The organism is Streptomyces sp. NPDC047081 (assembly GCF_040643775.1).
Lineage (GTDB): Bacteria > Actinomycetota > Actinomycetes > Streptomycetales > Streptomycetaceae > Streptomyces.
Genome location: NZ_JBEYUY010000004.1, coordinates 416,899 through 432,787, shown reverse-complemented (window position 1 = coordinate 432,787; position 15,889 = coordinate 416,899). Strand labels below are relative to the sequence as shown.

Genomic DNA, 15,889 nt, shown 5'->3' with positions numbered 1-15,889 from the left:
GCCCACATGCCCGGCACAACAGCGCGGAAGCAGAACAGGTCAAGATTCCTCGGCGCGATGGCCACGCTCATCGGCGCCTCGCTCGCCCTCACCGCTTGCGGCAGCACGAAGGACACCGGCTCCGGCAGTACGGGAGGCGGCGGCACCGGCAAGGTCGGGGTGATCCTGCCCCTGCTGACCTCGCCGTTCTGGCAGTCGTACAACGACTACGTGCCCAAGATGGCCAAGTCGGAGGGCGTCGACGCGCTGAAGACGGTCAACTCCAACAGCGACCCCTCGCAGCAGATCACCGACATCAACAACCAGCTTAACCAGGGCGTGAAGGGCCTCGTCGTCGCCCCGCTGGACAGCGCCGCCATCGAGGCAGGCCTCGACCAGGCCGAGCGCAAGGGCGTCCCGGTCGTCGCCGTCGACGTCGCGCCCGACAAGGGCAAGGTCGCCATGGTCGTACGTGCCGACAACGTCGCCTACGGCACCAAGGCCTGCGACTACCTCGGGCAGCACGTCACCAGTGGCAAGGTCGTGCAGATCATGGGCGACCTCGCCTCGGTCAACGGCCGCGACCGCTCCGAGGCCTTCCGGGACTGCGTCAAGAAGAAGTACCCGAAGCTGAAGGTCCTGGAGATCCCCGCCAAGTGGGAGTCCGACACCGCGGCCTCCAAGCTCGACACGCTCCTCAACGCCAACCCCGACATCAAGGGCATCTACATGCAGGCCGGCGGCGTCTACCTCGCGCCCACCCTGCAGACCCTCAAGTCGAAGAACATGCTGAAGACGGCGGGCCAGAAGGGCCACATCGTCATCGTCTCCAACGACGGAATCCCGCAGGAGTACGACGCCATCCGCAAGGGCCAGATCGACGCGACCGTCTCCCAGCCCGCCGACGCCTACGCCAAGTACGGCATGTACTACATCAAGGCGGCGATGGAGGGGAAGACCTTCGAGCCCGGCCCGACGGACCACGACTCCACCATCGTCAAGCTGTCCAGCGGCATCCTCGAGGACCAGCTGCCCGCGCCGCTGGTGACCAAGGACAACGTCGACGACCCCAAGCTCTGGGGCAACACGGTCAAATGAGTACGCCACTTGTCGAGACGCGGGACGTCGTCAAGCGCTACGGCCCCACCACCGCCCTCGCGGACGGGCGGCTCACCGTGGTGTCCGGTGAGTCGCACGCCCTCGTCGGCCGCAACGGCGCCGGCAAGTCGACCCTCGTCAGGATCCTCACCGGCCTGGAGGCTCCCGACGAGGGCACGGTCCGCTTCGACGGCCAGCCCGCGCCCCCGCTCGCCGACCGCGACGCCTGGCGCCGCAAGGTGGCCTGCGTCTACCAACACCCCACGGTCGTCCCCGAGTTGACGGTCGCCGAGAACCTCTTCATCAACCGCCAGCCTCAGCACCGCGGTTTCATCAGCTGGCGCCGGCTGAGGACCGAGGCGGCCCAGCTCCTCGACACCTGGGACGTGCGCGTCGACCCCGACGCGCGCACCGCCGACCTCAAGGTCGAGGACCGCCAAATGGTGGAGATCGCCCGGGCGTTGAGCTTCGGCGCCCGCTTCATCGTCCTCGACGAGCCGACCGCCCAGCTCGACAACCGCGAGATCGAGCGGCTGTTCAGCCGAATGCGCGCACTCCAGGACTCCGGCGTCACCTTCCTGTTCATCTCGCACCACCTCCAGGAGGTGTACGAGGTCTGCCAGACCGTGACGGTCCTGCGCGACGCCCGCTGGATCACCACGGCAGCCGTGGCCGACCTGCCGCGCGCCTCCCTGGTGGAGGCCATGGCGGGGGAGTCCATCGAGACGATCGCCGAACAGGCCGTACAGGAACAGCTCGTCGACGACAGCGCCCCCGTCCTCCTCGACGCCCGCGGTCTCACCTCGGACGCCTACCAGGACGTCGACCTCACCGTCCGCAAGGGCGAGGTCGTCGGGCTCGCCGGCATCAGCGGCAGCGGCAAGATCGAGCTGGCCGAGTCCTTCGCCGGGCTGTACACGCCCACCGCCGGAACCGCCCGACTCGACGGCGCACGGCTGCCGTTCGGCGACGTCCAGGCCGCCCTCAAGGCCGGCGTCGGCTGCGTGCCGCGCGACCGGCACGAGCAGGGTCTGGTCGCCGGCATGACCATCGGCGACAACGCCACCATGAGCGTCCTCGACCGGCTCGGCCGCTTCGGCTTCATCGGCACCGACCGCAAACGCGGCTTCGCCACCGAGCTGATCGACCGCCTCGACATCCACACCGAGGGCCCCGAACAACCCGTCTCCGACCTGTCCGGCGGCAACGCGCAGAAGGTCGTCATGGCCCGCGCACTCGCCTCCGACCCCCGCCTGCTCGTCCTCATCAACCCCACCGCGGGCGTCGACGTGAAGTCCAAGGAGTCACTGCTGGCCCGCGTGGACACCGCCCGCGAGGACGGCACCGCCGTACTGGTCGTCTCCGACGAACTCGACGACCTGCGGCGCTGCGACCGCGTCCTCGTCCTCTTCCACGGCCGCGTCGTCGCCGAGCACCCGGCGGGCTGGCGCGACCACGAGCTGATCGCCTCCATCGAAGGAGTGGACCATGGCTGACACCAAGGCTCCGCCGGTGAAGCCGGTGAGCATGCCGGACGCCCGCTCGGCGAAAGCCGTACTGCTGCGCCGGGCGCGCGAACTCGCCCTGGTTCCGGCCCTGTTGCTGCTGATGGTGCTCGGCGCGGTGGTCAACGACTCGTTCCTGACCGAGCGCAACCTCATCTCCATCCTCGGCGCCTCCGCCGCGCTCGCCATGGTCGTCCTCGCCGAGTCGCTCGTCCTGATCACCGGCAAGTTCGACCTGTCCCTCGAATCCGTCGTCGGCATCGCGCCCGCCGTCGGCGCCCTGCTCGTCCTGCCCTCCGCGCAGTCGGGCTGGGGCACCGAACTCCCGGCCGGACTCGCCCTGTTCGCGATCCTCCTGGTCGGCGGGGCCGTCGGCGCCTTCAACGGCATCCTGGTCGTCAAGTTCAAGCTCAACGCGTTCATCGTGACCCTCGCGATGCTGATCGTGCTGCGCGGACTGCTGGTCGGCGCGACCAAGGGCAAGACCCTGTTCGGCATGCCCGACAGCTTCTACACTCTCGCCACCAGCACCTTCCTGAACGTCCCGATGTCCGTCTGGCTCGCCGGCGCCGCCTTCGCGATCGCCGGGCTGGTCCTGAAGTACCACCGCGTCGGACGCGCCCTGTACGCCATCGGCGGCAACGCGGACGCGGCCCGCGCGGCCGGCATCCGCGTCGAGCGCGTGATGCTCGGCGTCTTCGTCGTCGCGGGCGTGCTCGCCTCGGTCGGCGGGATCATGCAGACGGGCTACGTGGGCGCGATCAGCGCCAACCAGGGCCAGAACATGATCTTCACCGTGTTCGCGGCGGCGGTCATCGGCGGCATCAGCCTGGACGGCGGCAAGGGCACCATGTTCGGCGCCCTCACCGGCGTACTCCTCCTCGGAGTCGTACAGAACCTGCTGACACTCGCCCAGGTGCCGTCCTTCTGGATCCAGGCGATCTACGGCGGAATCATCCTGGTCGCCCTCATGATCGCCCGTGTGACGACAGGCCGCGCACAGGACTGACCGCCGCCCGACCTGCCCCCGACCGAAAGGCCCTCCGTGTCCCCGACGCCCGTCCGCATCACCGCGGTCGACACCCACGACATCCGTTTCCCCACCTCGCGCGAGCTCGACGGCTCCGACGCGATGAATCCGGATCCCGACTACTCGGCCGCGTACGTCGTGCTGCGCACCGACGCCGAGGACGGCCTGGAGGGACACGGCTTCACCTTCACCATCGGGCGGGGCAACGAGGTGCAGGTCGCCGCGATCCACGCGCTGCGCCACCATGTGGCGGGACGGGACGTGGACGAGGTGTGCGCGAACCCGGGGGCGCTCTACCAGGAGCTAGTCGGGGACAGCCAACTGCGCTGGCTCGGGCCCGAGAAGGGCGTGATGCACATGGCGATCGGCGCGGTGATCAACGCCGTGTGGGACCTCGCGGCCAAGCGCGCCGACAAGCCCCTGTGGCGGCTGCTCGCCGAGGCCGACCCCGAGTGGCTGGTCGCCCAGGTCGACTTCCGCTACCTCACGGACGCGCTCACCCCCGAGGAGGCGCTGGACATCCTGCGCCGGGGCCGGGAAGGAGCGGGCGAGCGCACGGAACGCCTGCTGGAGCGCGGCTACCCCGGCTACACCACCTCCGCCGGCTGGCTCGGCTACAGCGACGAGAAGCTCACCCGCCTCGCCGCCCAGGCCGTCGCCGACGGCTTCACCCAGATCAAGCTCAAGGTCGGCGCCGACCTCGACGACGACATCCGCCGCTGCCGCGTCGCCCGCGCGGTGATCGGCCCGGACATCCGCATGGCGATCGACGCCAACCAGCGCTGGGACGTCGCAGAGGCCATCCGCTGGACCAAGGCCCTCGCCGAGTTCGACCCGTACTGGATCGAGGAGCCCACCAGCCCCGACGACGTCCTCGGCCACGCGGCGATCCGCGAGGCCGTCGCCCCGGTCAAGGTGGCCACCGGCGAACACGTCCAGAACCGTGTCGTCTTCAAGCAGCTTCTCCAGGCGGGCGCCCTCGACGTCGTCCAGATCGACGCGGCCCGCGTCGGCGGCGTCAACGAGAACCTCGCGATCATCCTGCTCGCCGCCAAGTTCGGCGTCCCGGTCTGCCCGCACGCGGGCGGCGTCGGCCTGTGCGAACTCGTCCAGCACCTCTCGATGTTCGACTACGTCGCCGTCTCCGGCACCACCGAGGACCGCGTCATCGAGTACGTCGACCATCTGCACGACCACTTCCTGGATCCGGTGGTGATCCGCGAGGGCCACTACACGGCACCCACCGCGCCCGGTTTCTCGGCCGCCATGCGACCGGAGTCCATCACGCGGTACACCTTCCCCGGCGGTACCTTCTGGGCCGCCGACCTCGACGAGAAGAAGGGACGGGCGGCATGACCGACTTCCAGGGGCTGAAGGCCCTGGTCACCGGCGGAGCCTCCGGCATCGGACGGGCCACGGCCGAACTCCTCGCCGCCCGCGGCGCCCAGGTCGCCGTCCTCGACCTCGACCCGTCCTCGGTGGAGAAACCCCTGCTCGGCTTCCGCGCCGACGTCACCGACGACACGTCCGTACGGGAGGCTGTGGCGGCCGCGGTCGCCGAGCTCGGCGGCCTCGACGTCCTGGTCAACAACGCGGGCATCGGCGCCCAGGGCACCGTCGAGGACAACGACGACGCCGAGTGGCAGCGCGTCTTCGACGTCAACCTCTTCGGCATGGTCCGCACGGCCCGCGCCGCCCTCCCGCACCTGCGCGAGTCACGGCACGCGGCGATCGTCAACACCTGCTCCATCGCCGCCACGGCCGGCCTCCCGCAGCGCGCCCTCTACAGCGCGACCAAGGGCGCCGTGTACTCACTGACCCTCGCCATGGCCGCCGACCACGTCCGCGAGGGCATCCGCGTCAACTGCGTCAACCCCGGTACGGCGGACACCCCGTGGATCGGCCGCCTCCTCGCCAAGGCCCCCGACCCGGCCGCCGAACGCGCCGCCCTGGAGGCCCGCCAGCCCTCCGGCCGCCTCGTCTCGGCCGACGAAGTCGCGGGCGCCATCGCCTACTTGGCGAGCCCCCTGTCCGGAGCCACCACCGGCACCTCCCTCGCCGTGGACGGCGGCATGCAGGGCCTGCGGCTGAGGCCGGTGGGCCAGTGACCACACCCCGCGGCCTCGGCCTCGGAGCCGCCGGCATCGCGAGCCTCTACACCGAGGTCACGGACGAGCAGGCGTACGAGGCCGTCTCCGCCGCCTGGCAGCGCGGCATCCGCTACTACGACACCGCACCGCACTACGGGCTCGGCCTGTCCGAACGCCGCCTCGGCGCCGCCCTGCGCGAGCACCCGCGCGGGGAGTACATCCTCTCCACGAAGGTCGGCCGCCGCCTGGAGCCGCGGGACGGCGGCGGGGACGACCTGGCGAACGGCTTCGCCGTGCCCGCCACCCACCGCCGCGTCTGGGACTTCACCGGGGACGGCATCCGCCGCACCCTCGACGCCAGTCTGGAACGACTCGGCGTCGACCGTGTCGACATCGTCTACCTGCACGACCCCGACGACCATGCCGAACAGGCCTTCCGGGAGGGCTACCCAGCCCTGGAGAAGCTCCGTTCGGAAGGCGTGGTCGGCGCGATCGGCGCGGGCATGAACCAGGCCGAGATGCTCACCCGTTTCGTCCGCGAGACCGACGTCGACGTGGTGCTGTGCGCGGGCCGCTACACCCTGCTCGACCAGAGCGCTCTCAAGGAACTCCTCCCCGCTGCCGTCGAACGGGGCGTCTCGGTGGTGATCGGCGGCGCCTTCAACTCGGGCCTGCTGGCGGATCCGAAGCCGGGGGCGACCTACAACTACGCCGCGGCATCACCCGAGTTGCTGGACCGCGCCCTGCGCATGAAGACCGTCGCCGAGCGGCACGGCATCACCCTGCGGGCCGCCGCCCTCGCCTTCTGCGCCGCCCACCCGGCCGTCACGAGCGTCCTGGTGGGAGCCCGCTCGGCGGCGGAAGTCCAGGACTGTGCCGACCAGTTCGCGACGCCGGTACCCGACGCCTTCTGGCAGGAGCTGCGGGAGGCCGGCCTCCTGACGACCGAGGAGCCGTGATGAGAGTCGCCCTGCACACCAAGGTCCGCGCGGACCGCATCGCCGAGTACGAGGCCGCCCACCGTGAGGTGCCGAAGGAACTCACGGACGCGATCCGTACGGCCGGTGCCACCTCCTGGACGATCTATCGCAGCGGCACCGACCTCTTCCACGTCCTGGAGTGCGAGGACTACGCCCGCCTCCTCTCCGAACTGGAGAAACTCCCGGTCAACATCGCCTGGCAGGCCCGCATGGCCGAACTCCTCGACGTCGTGCACGACTACTCCGACGAGGGCGCGGACGCGGGCCTGCCCGTGGTCTGGGAGCTGCCATGACGCTCGTGGACGCCCACCACCACGTCTGGGACCTCTCGGTCCGGGACCAGGACTGGATCCCCGAACACAGCTCGCTCCGCCGGGACTTCACCGTCGCCGACCTCGAACCCGAGGCCCGCGCCGCCGGAGTCGACCGCACGGTGCTCGTCCAGACGGTCACCGTCCCGGAGGAGACCCCGGAGTTCCTCGCCCTGGCCGCCACCCACGACCTGATCGCCGGCGTGGTCGGCTGGACCGACCTCACCCGCCCGGACATCGCCGACGAACTCGCCCGCCTGCGCGAACTCCCGGGCGGCTCCTACCTGAAGGGCATCCGCCACCAGGTCCAGGCCGAACCCGACCCGGACTGGCTCCTGCGCCCGGACGTCCACCGAGGCCTCACGGCGGTCGCCGAAGCAGGCCTCGTGTACGACCTGGTCGTCCTGCCCCACCAACTCCCGGCGTGCACAAAGGCGGCCGCCGCCCTCCCCCAACTCACCCTCGTCCTCGACCACTTGGGCAAACCCCCGATCGCCTCAGCCACCCTCACTCCCTGGTCCTCCGACCTCCAGGCCCTCGCCGCCCTGCCCAACACGTTCGCCAAACTCTCCGGCCTGCTCACCGAGGCCGACCCCACTTCCTGGACGACCGACGACCTCCGCCCGTACGCAGAGACGGCCTTGGAGACCTTCGGCCCGGACCGGCTGATGTTCGGCTCGGACTGGCCGGTGTGCACGGAGAGGGCGACCTACGCGGAAGTGCTCGCCGTGACACGGGAGTTGACGGGCAGTCTCAGTCCGGCCGAACACGCGCTGCTCTTCGAGACAACCGCCGGCCGCGTCTACGACCTCTGAGCCACCCCTTCCAACCGGGTCGGCGGGAGATACTCCCGCACATAGGTCCGCTCCCAGCACGCCCCCGTCTCCCGCAACTCCCGCCAGCTCGTGTACTGGTACCGGAACAGCCGGGCGCGGATGAAGTGGGGCGGGCCGTCCGGTGGGAACGGGGAGCGGCGCAGGAGTCGCAGGGTGTCGCGGTCGTTCTCCAGGAGGCGTTCCACCAGGGCGCCGAACCAGGCGCCGGCGTACGAGGGGGAGAGCGCGGCGAACCACATCAGCCAGTCCAGGCGGAGGTGGTACGGGGCGAACTGGCGCGGCCAGTGGCGGGGGTCGCCCGGCTTGCCCCTGAACTCGTACTCCAGCCACTCCGAATCCTCGTGCGGCACCGTGTCGGCCGTGCCCTCGATCACCACCTCGTAGCGGATCCTGCTGACGCTCCCGAACGCCCCGTAGGTGTTGACCAGATGGAGCGGGTCGAAGGAACGGTTCATGATCTGGCGGCGGGAGAGCATGTTGCGGACCGGCTGATGGCTGAGGCCGAGCAGGAGTGCGGCGACCGCCAGGACCACCACCTCGTACCAGAGCGGGGTGTCCGGCAAAGAAGGCGCGTCGGACGGGAGTTGCAGTGCCGAGACCGCCAGCACGATGGTGATCCAGTTCAGCCAGGAGAAGTTGCCCGACAGGACCAGCCACAGCTGGGTGACGATCATCAGGGACGCGGCGGCCGTCGCGACCGGCTGCGGGGTGAACAGGAGGACCGGGACGACGAGTTGGGTGAAGTGGTTCGCGGCCACCTCGGCCCGGTGCAGCGGCCGCGGCAGATGGTGGAAGAACCAGCTCAGCGGGCCCGGCATCGGCTGGGTCTCGTGGTGGTAGTCCAGGCACGTCAGCTTCCGCCAGCACGCGTCGCCCCGCATCTTGATCAGACCGGCCCCGAACTCGACACGGAACAGGATCCAGCGCAGCAGGAACAGCACGACGACCGGCGGCGCCACCTCGTCGTTGCCGAGGAACACGGCGAGGAAGCCGACCTCCAGGAGCAGTGACTCCCAGCCGAACGCGTACCAGGTCTGGCCCACGTTGACGATCGACAGGTACAGCCCCCAGGGGATCAGCCACAGCAACATCCCGGCCCAGAGGGGGAGTTGAGAGTCCAGACCGGCCGCCAGTGCCGCCGAGACCGCGCAGCCCGTCCAGCAGCAGGCGGCGAAGAAGCGGTCGGAGTAGTGGAGTTGGAAGAGGCTGGGGGCCTTCTTGAACGGCACCCGCTCGACGAAGCGGGGAACCGGCAGCATTCCGCGCTCGCCCATCAGCGCGCGGAACTGCAGCGCCGCCGTCAGGAACGCCACGAGGTACACGCCGGCCAGAGCCCGCTGGAAGACCAGCCGGCTCGTCCAGTACTCGGGTGCGATGAACCAGTCCACGGCCGTGCGCTCCTCGTTCCATTGTCGCGCCGGAACTCTATGTCACTCTGCGTGTAACCCTCCTCCGCTTGCGTAACCCAAGTGAGTGAAGCAGACAATGGTGGCGCATTGCCTGTAGTGAGGCAGGAGGACGAGGTGCGGACAGTCACCGGAACCCTCGCCACCGCCTGCGCGCTCTCGGCGGCGCTTCTCGTCGCCGGCTGCGGCGGCGACGGCGGCAAGGACACGAAGTCGGGCGGAGAGGTCTTCCTGCAGCCGGTCGCGGCCCAGGGACCGGACCCCTTCACCGAGTCCACGGCCACCTCCACGGCCATCCCGCCCCCGGTCACCCGAACGCAGCAACCGACCGGCGCGTCGCGGGGCGTGCGCTCGATATCGGGCGGCACACCCGGCCTCTACGGCGGCACCGAACGCGTCGGCAGCTGCGACGTGAACCGGCAGATCGAGCACCTGACCTCCGACCAGGCCACGGCCCGCGCCTTCGCCCAGGTCGAGGGCATCCCGACGGCGTCGATCCCCTCGTATCTGCGGGGACTCGCCCCGGTCGTGCTGCGCGCGGACACCCGCGTCACCAACCACGGCTTCCGCGGCGGCCGGACGAGCAGCTTCCAGTCGGTCCTCCAGGCCGGCACCGCCGTTCTCGTCGACAACCGCGGGATACCCCGCCTCCGCTGCGCCTGCGGCAACCCGCTCAAGCCCGCCGTCGCGCAACAGGGCGGCTACGGCACCCACGGCCGCCCCTGGTCCGGCTACCGGCCCACCGAGGTGATCGTGGTGACCCCGGCACCCCAGGTGATCACCAACATCACGATCATCGACATCGTGCACAACACCTGGATCGAACGGCCCATGGGGCACGACGTGCACCACAACCACGTCGTTCCGCCGCCGCTCCCGGTGACCCCGACGCCCGCACCCACCCTCACGCCGAGCAGCAGCAGCGCCTCCCCGAGCGACACGAGCACCGGCCCCTCCAGTTCCAGTCCCTCAAGCTCCAGCCCCTCCGGGACTCCCACCGACTGCGTCACGCCGACCGTGACCGTCACCCCGGGCGCCACCGACGACGTACAGACCGAGGAGCCGGCCGTCGGACCCCCCGTCTGCCCCACGGCCACGGTCACCGCCACACCCCCGACCAGCCCGCCCACGCCCAGCACCCCCGGCCTCACCACCACGGTCCCCGGGCAGCCGCAGTCCCCGTCGGACTCGTCGGACTCGGATGAGATCGGCCCGGAGACCGTGCCGGACACCCCCGACCTCCCGGACGGCGGCGGGCTGATCCCCGACGACACCGGCAGCATCTTCGACAGCCCCACCGACGTGTTCGGCGGCTGACCGCGCACCGGAAATCCGGCGAACCATCCTGTCGTCCCGGTCGAAGAATCGGGCAAACCCTGGCAAGGTGGCCCCATGGCTGATCGGGGAGCGAGCGCCCTGTCACTCCCGGAAGACTGGCCCGCCCACCCGGACCCGATCCTGGCGCTCAACCAGATGGGCAGCTTCGACTGGGACCTGGACACCGGCCTGTTCCACATGGACGCCCAGGCCCACGAGGTCTTCGACCTGCGCCCCGAGGAGTACGACGACCACCCCGAGAGCCTCGCGATCCGTGTCCCGCGCGCGGAGGCCTACCGGCTCGACTCCCTGGTCGCCCAGGCCATGAAGGACGGCAGCGAGAACTACGGCGTCTACTTCCGCATCCGCCGCCGCGACGGCAGCCTGCGCTGGACCCACACCCAGGGCTACATCCGGCGGGACGAGACCGGCCGCCCGCGCAGGATCATCGGCATCGTCCGGGACGCGACCCAGGAGCTCAGCGAGAGCGCGGCCCGGCAGGAGCAGGCCGCGCAGGACGCGGCCCGGCGCGAGCAGACCAACGTCGTCCAGCTCACCACGGCCGCCCTCGCGCACGCCCGCACCGTCCAGGACGTCATCGACGTACTCAAGGACACCCACGGCCTCACCCACCTCGGCGCCACCAGCCTGGTCATGGGCCTGGTCGAGGCCGGCCGCATCCGGCTGATCGCCGAGGGCCCCGAGGGCAGTTTCGTCCCCGGCACCCTCGTCACCCGGATCGACGAGCCCTACCCGATGAGCGAGGTCGTCCGCACCCTCAGCCCGCGCTTCATCGAGTCCCCGGAGGAGTTCGCCGAGGGCTTCCCCGTGCTGTGGCCGCACATCACCGACCTCAACATCACCTCGGCCGCCTACCTCCCGCTGATCGTGCAGGCCCGCCCGATCGGCGCCATGGGCCTGCTCTACAGCGACCGCCGGGGCTTCTCGCCCGAGGACCGCAACGTCCTCGTCGCCCTCGGCAGCAGCATCGCGCAGAGCATCCAGCGCGCCATGTTCTACGAGCAGGAGAAGGACCTCGCCACCGGGCTCCAGCAGGCCATGCTGCCGCGCACCATCCCCAGCGTGCGCGGCGCCGACGTCGCCGTCCGCTACCGCGCCGGCACCGCCGCGGGCACCCTCGGCCGCGACATCGGCGGCGACTGGTACGACCTGATCCCGCTGCCCGGCGGCCGGGTCGGTGCCGTCATCGGCGACGTCCAGGGCCACGACACCCACGCGGCCGCCGTCATGGGCCAACTGCGCATCGTGCTGCGCGCCTACGCGGCCGAGGGCCACACCCCCGCCACCGTGATGGCCCGCGCCTCCGTCTTCCTCCACGAACTCGACACCGACCGCTTCGCGACCTGCCTGTACGCCGAAGCCGACCTGTCGACCGGCGTGGTGCAGGTGGTCCGGGCCGGGCACATCGACCCCCTGATCCGGGCCGCCGACGGCAGCAGCCGGCGCGTCGCCGTCGAGGGTGGGCTGCCGCTCGGTCTGTCCGCCGAGTTCGGCAGCCTCGAATACCCGGTCGGCACCATCGAACTCGACCCCGGCCACACCCTCCTGCTGTGCACCGACGGCCTGGTCGAACAGCCCGGCACCGACCTCGACGACGGCATGCAGACCCTCACCGCCCTCATCTCCACCGGCCCCGACGACGTACGCGACCTCGCGGACTGCCTCATCGACGTCGCCGAGGAACGCGGCGGGGACGACGACGTGGCCCTGCTCCTGCTGCGCAGGCGCGGACTGGACACCCCGAAGTCCGGCGGCCGGCTCCAGCAGCACGTGGCACCGGGCGACCCCGAAGCGCTCGCCCAGGCCCGGCACATGATCGGAGCGGCCGTCCGCGCCTGGGGCGCCAAGGACCGCGCCGACGAGATCGAACTCGTCGCCGACGAACTGATCACCAACGCCCTGATGCACACCGAGGGCGCCGCGATCGTCACCCTCAGAGCCCTCACCGGCAGCGACCGCCGACTGCGCGTCGAGGTCGAGGACTCCTCCAGCGCCCTGCCACGCCGCCGCGAGGCGGGGGAGCAGGGCGTCTCCGGGCGTGGCCTGCTGCTGGTCGACCTGCTGGCCGACGTGTGGGGAGTGGAGGCGCGGGGCGGCGGCAAGTGCGTGTGGTGCGAGTTCGTGGCACCGGTGCCGGACTGAACCCGCGTGGCGTTGTCGGTGCCGGGTGGCACTCTGGACGTATGCCGGAACTCCCCGAGGTGGAAGCCCTCAAGGACTTCCTCACCGAGCACCTGGTCGGTCACGAGATCGTCCGGGTGCTGCCCGTCGCGATCAGCGTCCTGAAGACGTACGACCCTCCGCTCGCCGCGCTGGAAGGCCGCGAGGTCACCGCCGTGCAGCGGTACGGCAAGTTCCTCGACCTCGCCACCGACGGCGGCCCGCACTTCGTGACCCACCTGGCCCGCGCGGGCTGGCTCCAGTGGAAGGACCGGCTGCCCGACGGTCCGCCACGCCCCGGCAAGGGCCCCCTCGCGCTGCGCGTCGCCCTGGAGACGGGGGAGGGCTTCGACCTCACGGAGGCCGGCACACAGAAGCGCCTCGCGGTGTACGTCGTCCACGACCCCCAGGAGGTCCCGGGCGTGGCCCGCCTCGGCCCCGACCCCCTCGCGGACGACTTCGACGAACAGTCCTTCGCGGCCCTCCTGGCCCCCGAGAGACGCCAGATCAAGGGTGCCCTGCGCGACCAGAGCCTCATCGCGGGCGTCGGTAACGCGTACAGCGACGAGATCCTCCACGCCGCGAAGATGTCCCCCTTCAAACTCGCCGCGTCCCTCACACCGGAGGAGACGAGCCGCCTGTACGACGCCCTGCGCACGACGCTCACGGAAGCGGTCGAGCGCTCCCGGGGTGTCGCTGCGGGCCGCCTCAAGGCGGAGAAGAAGAGCGCTCTGCGCGTCCACGGCCGCACCGGCGAACCCTGCCCGGTCTGCGGCGACACCATCCGCGAGGTCTCCTTCAGCGACTCGTCCCTCCAGTACTGCCCAACGTGCCAGACGGGCGGCAAGCCACTGGCGGACAGAAGAATGTCCCGCTTGCTGAAGTAGCGGTCAGTTGTCGGAGTCCTCGCCGTGCTTCCCCTTGCCTTTGCGGGGTTCCCTGTCACCGCGGTCCTCCGCCGGGGGCGCCGTGGTGGACTGAGCGGCAGTCGGCGTACTGGCCGTCGGCGTCTGGTCGGCAGGCGCGGACACGCTCGTCGTCGGTGTCGGTGAAGCGGGCGTCGAGGGCGCCTCGCCCCCGGCGTTGAGAGATGCGCCAAGCGCCGCCGCACCCGCGAACAACGCCACCGCACCGGCACCCACCCCAGCCTTCACGGCAAGGCGCCCTCGTCCACGCCGCCGGGAGCGCGAGCCACGCACACCGGCAGGACGCGGCGGCGACATCGCCGGGCCGGGCGGGACGGATACTCCACCAGGCACGGACACTCCACCCAGGACGGCCACGCTGTCCCCGGCCTCAGACCGCGTCCCCCTCCGATCCACTCCCGACAGCCACCCCGCCGCCTCCTCCGCGCTCGGTCTCGCCGTCGGGTCCTTCTCCAGGAGCCTCAGGACGAAGTCGGAGAGCGGCCGAGGTGTCTCCGGGCGGAGCCGCACCGGCGGCACCGGCGTCGCGTCCACATGCTGCTGCACCACCGCCAGCGAGGTCGCGCCCCGGAACGGCGGCTTCCCGGTGAGCAGTTCGTACAGGACGCATCCCAACGAGTAGACATCGACCGCAGGTTGCGCGGGCCGCCCCAACGCCCGCTCCGGAGCAAGGTAGTCCGCCGTGCCCAGCACCTTCCCGGTCGCCGTCATCCCCGCGGCCGCCTCGTCCGCGAACCGCGCGATCCCGAAGTCGGTGATCTTCGCCGTACCGTCCGTGGTGAGCATGACGTTGGCGGGTTTGACGTCCCGGTGGATCACGCCCTGCCGATGCGCCGCCGCGAGCCCCGCCGCCAGCTGTGCGCCGATCGCCGCCACCTCGTCCGGCGGCAGAACCCCGCGCAGCGACCGCTCCTGGGCCAGACTCCACCCGTCGACGAGCTCCATGACCAGATACAGCTGCCCGTCATACGCCCCGAAGTCGTAGACCCCCACGACATTGGGGTGGTTGAGACTCCCCGCGGTCCGCGCCTCCATCCGGAACCGCTCGCTGTCCGTGGCCTCCGCGGCCCGCAGCAGCTTGACCGCGACGCCACGCCCGAGGACCTGGTCGGCCGCCCGCCACACGTCGCCCATCGCGCCGCGCCCCAGCAGCTCGTCGAGCCGATAGCGCTCCGCCAGCAACACCTGTACTCCCACCCCGCAGTACTACGACAACTCACTCCCGCACGACCCGAAATCTCACCATTGATGATCATTTGGGCCGGGAGCGTCAGCGTACCTGGGGCGTACTCGGTACAGCGCAGCGGTCGTTCACAACGTCACGGCGGGCTAAGCGGTCCTGGCGAAGTCGGCTGCGGTTCGGCAGCGCCCTGAAGGGGCGCGGGGAACTGCGCGACCAGCCACGACGGCGCCGCGAGCGAAAGACGGCCCATCGCGGCACATCCAGCGGAGCGCTTAGTGCGCCTTCAGCGTCACGAGGTGCTCGCCGTCCGCCGTGCGCACCTCGTACCGGGCGATCTCGCTCACGTGCATCGCCGAGCTGCCCTGCATGGTGATCGCGTGGGCGTCATGGCTCGGCACGGTCCAGCTGGTCAGGATCTGTTCGGTGCCGTCGCGGCCGACCGCGACCAGACGACAGGAGCGCGGGCCCGCGCCGTCCTTGACCTCCAGCTCCACCTGGCTGCCGGAGTCCGCGTCCTGGGTCGTCACCCGGGCCCACACGCCCGAGGTCGCGTCGGTCGCGGTGAGCCGCACGGCGTTCCCGCCGCCGTCGCCGCCCGCCATCATCGCGATCCCGGGCCCGGCCACGGCGACCGCCACCGACGCGGCCAGTGCGAACAGCACCTTGCGCCGGCCGGTTCGGTGCCGCGTCGCCACCGCGGACATCAGCCGCTCCAGCAGCTGCGGCCCGGGCTTCGCCATGGGATGCACGAACCGGGGCGTCGCCCGGTGATACAGCATCAGCTGTCGGGTGACGGGACCGAACTCGGTCACGTGCGCCGCGCAGCGCGCGCACTCCATCAGGTGGTCCTCGAAGCGGAAGGCGTCCGCCTCGTCCAGCACGCCGAGCGCGTACGCGGCGACGTCGCGATGCCTCTCCTGGGACCTCATGCCGAATCCTCGTGCCGTTGGGTGCGGGTTGGGTTACTCGTTGCTCCCACCGGTACGCACCCGACCGCCGAATCACTCAAGGCACACACAGAATCGTAACCAAGGGATTCGTAGCGGC

At 70.8% G+C, this 15,889-nt stretch carries 14 protein-coding genes; 11 read left to right on the top strand and 3 right to left on the bottom strand.

Annotated elements, in window-relative coordinates:
- Window positions 1-6 precede the first annotated feature (6 nt).
- The 8 genes from ABZ848_RS10380 to ABZ848_RS10345 are packed head-to-tail and all read left to right on the top strand — an operon-like array spanning window position 7 to window position 7,808.
- A complete protein-coding gene (locus ABZ848_RS10380; protein WP_360828401.1) occupies window positions 7-1,077 on the top strand; it encodes a sugar ABC transporter substrate-binding protein in 1,071 nt (356 codons plus the stop codon).
- Complete coding sequence (locus ABZ848_RS10375; RefSeq protein ID WP_360828398.1) at window positions 1,074-2,573, top strand: sugar ABC transporter ATP-binding protein; 1,500 nt, start codon at window positions 1,074-1,076, stop codon at window positions 2,571-2,573. The genes ABZ848_RS10380 and ABZ848_RS10375 overlap by 4 nt, the downstream gene beginning before the upstream one ends.
- Window positions 2,566-3,591, top strand: coding sequence for an ABC transporter permease (locus ABZ848_RS10370; protein WP_360828395.1), 1,026 nt, complete (start codon window positions 2,566-2,568; stop codon window positions 3,589-3,591). The genes ABZ848_RS10375 and ABZ848_RS10370 overlap by 8 nt, the downstream gene beginning before the upstream one ends.
- A 36-nt stretch (window positions 3,592-3,627) precedes the next feature.
- On the top strand, window positions 3,628-4,968 hold the full coding sequence (locus ABZ848_RS10365) for an L-fuconate dehydratase (RefSeq protein WP_360828391.1): 1,341 nt from the start codon (window positions 3,628-3,630) through the stop codon (window positions 4,966-4,968).
- Window positions 4,965-5,720 carry an SDR family oxidoreductase gene (locus tag ABZ848_RS10360; protein WP_360828388.1) on the top strand — a complete coding sequence of 252 codons (756 nt, stop codon included), beginning with the start codon at window positions 4,965-4,967 and terminating at the stop codon, window positions 5,718-5,720. The genes ABZ848_RS10365 and ABZ848_RS10360 overlap by 4 nt, the downstream gene beginning before the upstream one ends.
- On the top strand, window positions 5,717-6,661 hold the full coding sequence (locus ABZ848_RS10355; RefSeq protein WP_360828385.1) for an aldo/keto reductase: 945 nt from the start codon (window positions 5,717-5,719) through the stop codon (window positions 6,659-6,661). The genes ABZ848_RS10360 and ABZ848_RS10355 overlap by 4 nt, the downstream gene beginning before the upstream one ends.
- A complete protein-coding gene (locus ABZ848_RS10350) occupies window positions 6,661-6,975 on the top strand; it encodes an L-rhamnose mutarotase (RefSeq protein WP_360828383.1) in 315 nt (104 codons plus the stop codon). Before ABZ848_RS10355 ends, ABZ848_RS10350 begins: the two co-directional genes overlap by 1 nt.
- Window positions 6,972-7,808 (top strand): amidohydrolase family protein, encoded by an 837-nt coding sequence (locus tag ABZ848_RS10345; protein ID WP_360828380.1) that lies wholly within the window; start codon window positions 6,972-6,974, stop codon window positions 7,806-7,808. The genes ABZ848_RS10350 and ABZ848_RS10345 overlap by 4 nt, the downstream gene beginning before the upstream one ends.
- Here the strand turns inward: ABZ848_RS10345 and ABZ848_RS10340 are convergent.
- Window positions 7,796-9,217 (bottom strand): lipase maturation factor family protein, encoded by a 1,422-nt coding sequence (locus tag ABZ848_RS10340; protein WP_360828377.1) that lies wholly within the window; start codon window positions 9,215-9,217, stop codon window positions 7,796-7,798. The genes ABZ848_RS10345 and ABZ848_RS10340 overlap by 13 nt on opposite strands.
- A gap of 135 nt (window positions 9,218-9,352) precedes the next feature.
- On the opposite strand from ABZ848_RS10340, the gene ABZ848_RS10335 reads away from it, so the two are divergent.
- The 3 genes from ABZ848_RS10335 (at window position 9,353) to ABZ848_RS10325 (ending at window position 13,620) form a co-directional block, all read left to right on the top strand.
- Window positions 9,353-10,552: a DUF6777 domain-containing protein gene (locus ABZ848_RS10335; RefSeq protein WP_360828374.1), complete on the top strand. Its 1,200-nt coding sequence runs from the start codon at window positions 9,353-9,355 to the stop codon at window positions 10,550-10,552.
- Between the two features lie 75 nt (window positions 10,553-10,627).
- Window positions 10,628-12,715 (top strand): SpoIIE family protein phosphatase, encoded by a 2,088-nt coding sequence (locus ABZ848_RS10330; protein WP_360828371.1) that lies wholly within the window; start codon window positions 10,628-10,630, stop codon window positions 12,713-12,715.
- A 41-nt stretch (window positions 12,716-12,756) separates the two neighbouring features.
- Complete coding sequence (locus tag ABZ848_RS10325) at window positions 12,757-13,620, top strand: DNA-formamidopyrimidine glycosylase family protein (RefSeq protein ID WP_360828368.1); 864 nt, start codon at window positions 12,757-12,759, stop codon at window positions 13,618-13,620.
- 3 nt (window positions 13,621-13,623) lie between these two features.
- On the opposite strand, the gene ABZ848_RS10320 is transcribed toward ABZ848_RS10325, so the two are convergent.
- A complete protein-coding gene (locus ABZ848_RS10320) occupies window positions 13,624-14,856 on the bottom strand; it encodes a protein kinase (protein WP_360828365.1) in 1,233 nt (410 codons plus the stop codon).
- Between the two features lie 258 nt (window positions 14,857-15,114).
- Window positions 15,115-15,771, bottom strand: a complete 657-nt coding sequence (locus ABZ848_RS10315) for a zf-HC2 domain-containing protein (RefSeq protein WP_360828362.1) — start codon at window positions 15,769-15,771, stop codon at window positions 15,115-15,117.
- Window positions 15,772-15,889: the final 118 nt, after the last annotated feature.

Bases quoted from the DNA above. Each gene is read 5' to 3' on its own strand.
- ABZ848_RS10350 (WP_360828383.1), top strand. From the start codon at position 6,661: ATGAGAGTCGCCCTGCACACCAAGGTCCGCGCGGACCGCATCGCCGAG.
- ABZ848_RS10360 (WP_360828388.1), top strand. From the start codon at position 4,965: ATGACCGACTTCCAGGGGCTGAAGGCCCTGGTCACCGGCGGAGCCTCC.
- ABZ848_RS10380 (WP_360828401.1), top strand. From the start codon at position 7: ATGCCCGGCACAACAGCGCGGAAGCAGAACAGGTCAAGATTCCTCGGC.
- ABZ848_RS10325 (WP_360828368.1), top strand. From the start codon at position 12,757: ATGCCGGAACTCCCCGAGGTGGAAGCCCTCAAGGACTTCCTCACCGAG.
- ABZ848_RS10345 (WP_360828380.1), top strand. From the start codon at position 6,972: ATGACGCTCGTGGACGCCCACCACCACGTCTGGGACCTCTCGGTCCGG.
- ABZ848_RS10315 (WP_360828362.1), bottom strand. From the start codon at position 15,771: ATGAGGTCCCAGGAGAGGCATCGCGACGTCGCCGCGTACGCGCTCGGC.
- ABZ848_RS10375 (WP_360828398.1), top strand. From the start codon at position 1,074: ATGAGTACGCCACTTGTCGAGACGCGGGACGTCGTCAAGCGCTACGGC.
- ABZ848_RS10370 (WP_360828395.1), top strand. From the start codon at position 2,566: ATGGCTGACACCAAGGCTCCGCCGGTGAAGCCGGTGAGCATGCCGGAC.
- ABZ848_RS10330 (WP_360828371.1), top strand. From the start codon at position 10,628: ATGGCTGATCGGGGAGCGAGCGCCCTGTCACTCCCGGAAGACTGGCCC.